This is a genomic window from Desulfobacter sp., from assembly GCF_050177295.1.
The window spans coordinates 1-3047 of the sequence record NZ_JBFXHE010000489.1 but is presented as its reverse complement, the minus strand read 5'-3'; the positions used below and the strand labels follow the sequence as shown (position 1 = coordinate 3047).

The 3047-nt window shown below is 48.1% G+C and carries 5 protein-coding genes; all 5 read left to right on the top strand.

Annotation, left to right across the window (positions count from 1 at the left end):
- The first annotated feature begins 299 nt into the window (after positions 1–299).
- Genes rpmF through AB7U36_RS21555 form a run of 5 tightly spaced genes read left to right on the top strand, consistent with a single transcriptional unit; the run spans position 300 to position 2977 of the window.
- Entirely contained in the window at positions 300–488 is a 189-nt protein-coding gene (gene rpmF, locus AB7U36_RS21575) for a 50S ribosomal protein L32 (RefSeq protein WP_004074288.1), read from the top strand.
- 31 nt (positions 489–519) lie between these two features.
- Positions 520–753 carry an acyl carrier protein gene (gene acpP, locus AB7U36_RS21570; protein WP_004074289.1) on the top strand — a complete coding sequence of 78 codons (234 nt, stop codon included), beginning with the start codon at positions 520–522 and terminating at the stop codon, positions 751–753.
- A 25-nt stretch (positions 754–778) separates the two neighbouring features.
- On the top strand, positions 779–1216 hold the full coding sequence (rpiB, locus tag AB7U36_RS21565; RefSeq protein WP_428161619.1) for a ribose 5-phosphate isomerase B: 438 nt from the start codon (positions 779–781) through the stop codon (positions 1214–1216).
- A gap of 31 nt (positions 1217–1247) precedes the next feature.
- Positions 1248–2495 carry a serine hydroxymethyltransferase gene (glyA, locus tag AB7U36_RS21560; protein ID WP_428161670.1) on the top strand — a complete coding sequence of 416 codons (1248 nt, stop codon included), beginning with the start codon at positions 1248–1250 and terminating at the stop codon, positions 2493–2495.
- Positions 2495–2977: a deoxycytidylate deaminase gene (locus AB7U36_RS21555; protein WP_428161669.1), complete on the top strand. Its 483-nt coding sequence runs from the start codon at positions 2495–2497 to the stop codon at positions 2975–2977. Before glyA ends, AB7U36_RS21555 begins: the two co-directional genes overlap by 1 nt.
- The last annotated feature ends 70 nt before the right edge of the window (positions 2978–3047 follow it).

Sequence of the window (3047 nt, the reverse complement as noted above, 5' to 3'; positions counted from 1 at the left end):
CAGGTAGCCGGTAGGGGAGGGCGGAAAGCGTGTGATTATTGTATTCATTATGATCTCCAAAAGTTAAACTCTACGAACAACAGCCGGTACAGGATATTTGGGCCTTGTACTGCCCGAATTCGTATAAACAGCGTAAAATCGACGGTTTATCTATCATAATTGCGGGGCCTAAAGCAATCAGCAATTCTAATTAGAATCTTTGGTTGACTTCAAATAAAAAATAGGGTAATTAGATATGTTTTAAATTTTGGTAAGTATTAAATGAAAACCAAATAAAATAATATAGTTAGGAGAAAGTCATGGCCGTACCCAAGCAGAAAAGCTCCAAGGCAAGAGGAAGAAAAAGACGTACCCATTATAAAACCGGTTCCCCTACCATAACTTTATGTTCCGAGTGTCAGGAGCCAAAATTGCCCCATAGAGCATGTCCTGAATGCGGTGCATACAAAGGCAGAAATGTAAACACTGATATGGATGCAGACGATTAGTAGGCCGGAAGATACTTCAAGGAGTCAGATTATGACCATTGAAACCAAGGTAAGAAAAATTATTGCTGAAAAAATTCCCGGCATTGATATTGAGGACGTGGTTCCCCAGGCGTCGTTGATCGAAGATCTGGGGGCTGATTCTCTGACCATCGTTGAGCTTATCATGTCCATGGAAGAGATTTTTGAAATAGAAATTGACGACGACCAGGCCGAGAAATTGTCGACTGTCCAGGATATTTATGACTTCATTGCATCGAAATCATAAATAAATATAAAGGTCCGGGGTAGATATGGAAAAGGATAAACAGATTATCATCGGCAGTGATCATGCCGCGTTTGAATTAAAGGAAAAGATTAAGGATCTGCTCGCCGGTCTTGGTTATGAGGTTGAGGATGCGGGTACCCACGGCACTGCTTCGGTAAATTATGCCGATTTCGGTAAAAAGGTGGCCCAAGCCGTTTCCGACGGTACATTTGGCCGGGGTATTCTTCTGTGTGGCACCGGCCTTGGCATGTCCATGCAGGCCAACCGGTTTAAAGGTGTACGTGCCGCCCTGTGCTCGGATATCTTTTCCGCCAGGATGAGCCGGCAACACAATGATGCCAATATTCTGGTCATGGGTGGTCGTGTAATCGGTGATATTCTTGCCTTTGAACTGGTCAGGGAATGGCTTGCCACCCCCTTTGAAGGTGGTCGCCATCTGGACCGTATCCGTTCCCTAGATTAGAAGATTAGGTTAAGAAAGGCACGATTGAATTATGGAAAATATACAATTTATCAAAGCTTGTGATCCTGAGATTGCCTCCGTTATTGAGCGTGAATACAGTCGGCAGGAATACGGGCTGAATCTCATCGCTTCGGAAAATACAGTCAGCCGGGCAGTCATGGAAGCCCAGGGCTCCATCATGACCAACAAATATGCTGAAGGGTATCCGTCAAAGCGCTATTATGGCGGGTGCCAGTACATGGACGAGGCGGAAAATCTGGCCATTGAGCGGGTAAAAAAGCTATTCGGTGTGGAATATGCCAATGTGCAGCCCCATTCCGGATCCCAGGCCAATATGGCGGCTTACTTTTCCGTGCTCTCTCCCGGCGACGGGATACTGGCCATGGATCTTTCCCATGGCGGTCATTTAACCCATGGCGCAGGGGTAAGTTTTTCAGGCCGTTTGTTCAATTTTTCTCATTATGGTTTAAATCCGGAAACCGAAACAATCGATTTGAACCAGGTGGAAGATCTGGCCCGGGCAAATAAGCCTAAAATGATTGTGGCAGGGGCTTCGGCCTATCCTAGAACCCTTGACTTCAAGGGCTTTTCCGAAATTGCCAAAGCATGCGGTGCGCTGTTTCTGGTGGATATGGCTCATATTGCAGGCCTTGTGGCTGCGGGGGTACATCCCACACCTGTTGGATATGCAGATATTATCACTTCCACCACCCATAAAACCCTTCGTGGTCCCAGGGGTGGACTGATTCTCTCCAGCGCCGAACGGGGCAAAAAAATCAATTCCCAGATTTTTCCCGGTATCCAGGGCGGTCCCTTGATGCATGTTGTTACGGCCAAGGCAGTGGCGTTTAAAGAGGCATTGTTGCCGGCGTTTACTGAATATCAGAAACAAGTGGTCAAAAATGCCGCTGTCCTGGCAAAGGTGCTCATGGAAAGGGGCTATAAACTGGTGTCCAATGGTACGGATAACCACATGGTTCTGGTCGATTTTTCCGGGTTGGATATCACTGGAAAAGATGCGGAAGAGCGTCTCGGACAGGCAAATATTACGGTGAACAAAAATACCGTACCCAATGAAAAACGCAGCCCCTTTGTGACTTCGGGTGTACGTATCGGGGTGCCGTTGATTACCTCCAGGGGCATGAATGAAGATGCTGTGGGAGATATAGCCGGATTTATCTGCGATGTGTTGGATGACGAGGCAAATGTAGCTAAAGTAGCCGCCAAGGTTAAAGAGCTTTGCACCCACTACCCGCTGTATGGGGATACCGCCTGCTGATGCCCCCTGTTTTCCCTGATTCCGCAAACGCCGTTAGTGATGGCCGCCCCTCCTGGGATGAGTATTTTATGGCCATCACGGAACTTGTGGCCTCCAGGGCCACCTGTCTTCGGCGAAAGGTGGGCGCGGTGCTGGTGAAGGATAAGCGCATTTTATGCTCGGGTTATAACGGGGCGCCCTCCCAACTCCCCCATTGCATACAGACCGGTTGCCTGCGCGATCAGCGTAATATACCCTCCGGGGAAAAACATGAGCTTTGCCGGGGTGTTCATGCTGAACAGAATGTGATCATCCAGGCTGCCTTCCACGGGATACCAGTTGCCGGTGCCTCTCTGTACTGTACCATTCAACCCTGTTCCATCTGCGCCAAGATGATCATTAACGCCGGGATTAAAAAGGTGTACTTTAAAAAGGGATACGACGACCCCCTTTCCCTGGAGATGTTTGCCCAGGCCGAGGTGGAACTCATCCGGCTTGAATAATATCATGATAGTGTCTGAACTGAAAATCGTGTTTGGACGCAAAGTTGCCCAGATGCAAGGCGCAGAAAAA

Excerpts from the sequence above, each read along its gene's own strand:
- rpiB (WP_428161619.1), top strand. The coding sequence starts at position 779 with ATGGAAAAGGATAAACAGATTATCATCGGCAGTGATCATGCCGCGTTT.
- rpmF (WP_004074288.1), top strand. The coding sequence starts at position 300 with ATGGCCGTACCCAAGCAGAAAAGCTCCAAGGCAAGAGGAAGAAAAAGA.
- AB7U36_RS21555 (WP_428161669.1), top strand. The coding sequence starts at position 2,495 with ATGCCCCCTGTTTTCCCTGATTCCGCAAACGCCGTTAGTGATGGCCGC.
- glyA (WP_428161670.1), top strand. The coding sequence starts at position 1,248 with ATGGAAAATATACAATTTATCAAAGCTTGTGATCCTGAGATTGCCTCC.
- acpP (WP_004074289.1), top strand. The coding sequence starts at position 520 with ATGACCATTGAAACCAAGGTAAGAAAAATTATTGCTGAAAAAATTCCC.